Origin of the sequence: Palleronia aestuarii, from assembly GCF_003253995.1 — a bacterium.
GTDB classification, from domain to species: domain Bacteria; phylum Pseudomonadota; class Alphaproteobacteria; order Rhodobacterales; family Rhodobacteraceae; genus Palleronia; species Palleronia aestuarii.
Window position 1 is genome coordinate 1 of record NZ_QKZL01000068.1, and the last position, 3,071, is coordinate 3,071.

Here is a 3,071-nt window from a genome sequence, read left to right on the forward strand (position 1 = left end):
CCGTGGAAGAAGGATAGTCCCGGCGCGGCGAGCCGCAACGAAGCCCTGCGTGCCATCGGACGCGTAGGCCGAACGATCTGGAGGAAGTGGAGCGGGTACCATCGCCGAAGCCGCGTCGAAACCAAGATGAATTGCATGAAACTGCTCGGTCAGAAGCTGATGTCCCGCGACTTCGATCGCCAGACCGCCGAGCTCCAAACGCGCATCGCAATCCTCAACCGCTTCACTGCTCTCGGCATCCCCGCCACAAAGCCCGTTGGCTAACTTCAGGCGGGAAAAGGGACCGTCCGACCTTTAGCTGCTTCGTCCAACAGCGCCCGCTGAAGATTGAGACCCCTCAGGTAATACGAAAGCCTGTAGGCCGCTAAATTTCTTCTCAGAACGGCGAACGCTCGACGGCCAACGTCCGCAGAATGACGCCCAGATCGTAGTTTCGGTCACGCGAGGATCGGCCCTGGTGAAACGACGCTCCCATACCTTGACGGTGATACCCGATAACGCATCGGGGAAAGATGGCTTTGAATAAATTTCCGATAGCGCTTCTGTCAGCGTCTGGAGCGCGATTGGCGACTTGACGCTGTCGGCCCTCTGCAAGGCTTCGCAACGCCCCTGAACGCCAAAGTTCAGCTCCCACGAAAGCATCTTTTCGTCATCGAGTAGAGCGCTACGGTCAGTGCCGCGGGGCACCGCGGCCATTAGCAGTACGCGTACGGACTACGCGTTCGCTCGTGATGACCTGAAAGGTTTGAATTAAGTGGTATGAACTCGTTCTTCGTTAAGCGATGATGTCAGGACATTTTGCAGTGTTCGAACGATAACATCGATATGTGTCGGCTTCGGAATGACGGGGACATCGAAGTCCAACAGGAAATCGCCGACCGAACTGTTGTCCCCCGTATGGAAGACGAACGGAATGCCCTCCGCGTGGAGGCGCTTCGCCATCTCTTCGCTCGTATGGGTTTCGAGATTGACGTCGAGGATCGCCACGTCGACCTTCTCCAGCCAGGGCGTCGGCCCGAACAGGCTCTCGATGTTTCGAGCTTCCCTGCGAGGGCTGTAAACGATCGCGCCGTGCTTGCTCAGGTCCGCGCTGAGTTTCCAGGCGACGAATGGGTCGTCCTCGATCACGAGCACCCGCGTGCCGATCAGGACACCGTCCCCCGACGGGCTCGAACGAGTGATCTGGTTGGTCATTCGAACCGTTCTCCAATCTGCCTCGGGAAGATCTCGACACACGGTTAAGAATAGATTAACCACGGGACACACCTTCAGCGTGTTAAGTCAGGCAGACTTCTTACCGTTGACCGCACGCTCTACACGCGGCCGCCGAACTCAGATCGTATTACAAGGGGCTCGATCAAACTTCTCATGAGCATGACAGAAGACGACGCCCGACAAGCGAATAGGTTGCGCGATGACATGCCCGCCCACGGCGCCGAAAAGGGCGTCCGCATGTTCCGCAACGAAACAGCGACCCTCTTCAGCAAGGCTATGGCCCAGACTCGCATGGCGGTCATCCTGGCCGATCCACATCTCGAGGATTGCCCGATCGTCTTCGCGAACACCTCGTTCATCGAACTGACAGGATATCCGGCAGACGAGGTGCTTGGTCGAAATTGCCGTTTCCTACAGGGGCCGAAAACCGATCCCGGCACAGTCGCCAAGATGCGTGATGCGCTTCAGAGCGAAGACGTCGTCGTCGTCGAAGTGCTGAACTACCGAAAGAACGGCGAGCCGTTCTGGAACGCCCTCCACCTCGGACCGATCTATGACGAGGACGGGATCCTTCAGTACTATTTCGGATCCCAATGGAACGTCAGCGACATCCATACCGCGCGCGAGAACGAGGAACACGCCAAGGTCATGGCCCGCGAATTGTCGCATCGGGTCAAGAACATGTTCTCGATCGTCAGTGCCGTCGTCAGCATGACGGCGGACCGGCACGACGTGCCGCATGTCGCGGACGACATCAACGACAGGATCTTCGCACTCGGCCGGGCCTACGAGATCACGCTCCAGCATTCGTCGCACCAGATGGTCGACCTCGAACCGCTCGTGAGATCCGTTCTCGGCGCCTATTCGACGAGCACCGACCAGAGGATCGAGCTTACGGGCGCGAAGACGTCGGTTCAGGTCAGTCAATCGGCGACGATCGGTCTCGTTTTGCACGAGCTGGCAACCAATGCGGTGAAATACGGGGCATTCAGTTCCCCGCGCGGTGTAATCGTTTTCGAGTGGACGGTAAGCGAGGGCGATGAGCCTGTTCTGGAAATGCACTGGACGGAACATACGGAGAGCCCCGTCGCAGCACCGATCCGGGTCGGGACCGGCTCGGGCATCATTCAAAGCGTCCTCGAAGCCAGCGATGGAGCCATCGAACGGACCTGGCACGCCAGCGGATTGAAAGCCGTAATCAGACTCCCGCTATGACGAAGGAAACGGGGCGATGATCGACGAACTGCAACGTGATGCAACTGCCGAACCGCTGGTTCTGGATGGTCGGCAGATACTTGTTCTCGAAGACGAACCCCTCATCCTGATGCAGGTTTGTCGGGCTCTGGAACGCGTCGGGGCCACGGTGTTTCGCGCCCGATCCGGTCGGACGGCCCTGTCCCAACTGAAGCAACATGGAATTGAAGCCGCCATCCTGGACGTCAATCTCGGACAAGGCGAAACATGTAACGAAGTCGCAAGTGATCTGCGAACGAGCGGCATCCCGTTCTGCCTGTTTTCCGGAGACCTGCAAGGCGCCGACGAACTCGTATCCCGTCTGGACGCCCCCCTGATCCGGAAGCCGGCCAGCAACCGCACTCTTGTCGAAGGTGTATCCCGGCTGCTCGAAGGTATCTGATACTTCGGGCTCCAAGCTAACATCCGCTTTAAGATTTGAGGACGTCCGCTTTTCCTGCTCCGGGCCAGTCAGGTTCGAGATAGCGCCGAACATTCTGGCGATCTCGGCGATCATGCGACCATCACGGGCCTTGATGCTGTAACCGCCCCCCGACGGCATCGACGTGCCAGGGTGGGATCGCAACAATCCATTTTGGGAGGCGGTCATGTCGGAGATTACC

The 3,071-nt window shown here is 58.5% G+C and carries 3 protein-coding genes and 1 pseudogene; 3 read left to right on the forward strand and 1 reads right to left on the reverse strand.

Annotated features, from left to right (window positions below; all coding sequences use genetic code 11):
* Positions 1-264, forward strand: a pseudogene (locus tag LX81_RS21690) (IS5/IS1182 family transposase); the annotation flags it as partial.
* Between the two features lie 486 nt (positions 265-750).
* Here LX81_RS21690 and LX81_RS21695 read toward each other — a convergent pair.
* On the reverse strand, positions 751-1,194 hold the full coding sequence (locus LX81_RS21695; RefSeq protein WP_111539306.1) for a response regulator: 444 nt from the start codon (positions 1,192-1,194) through the stop codon (positions 751-753).
* Between the two features lie 258 nt (positions 1,195-1,452).
* Here LX81_RS21695 and LX81_RS21700 point away from each other — a divergent pair, with 258 nt between their 5' ends.
* Together LX81_RS21700 and LX81_RS23485 are read left to right on the forward strand one after the other, a co-directional pair.
* Entirely contained in the window at positions 1,453-2,430 is a 978-nt protein-coding gene (locus LX81_RS21700; protein WP_211322870.1) for a PAS domain-containing protein, read from the forward strand.
* 109 nt (positions 2,431-2,539) lie between these two features.
* Complete coding sequence (locus LX81_RS23485) at positions 2,540-2,851, forward strand: response regulator (RefSeq protein ID WP_373280310.1); 312 nt, start codon at positions 2,540-2,542, stop codon at positions 2,849-2,851.
* Positions 2,852-3,071 lie beyond the last annotated feature (220 nt).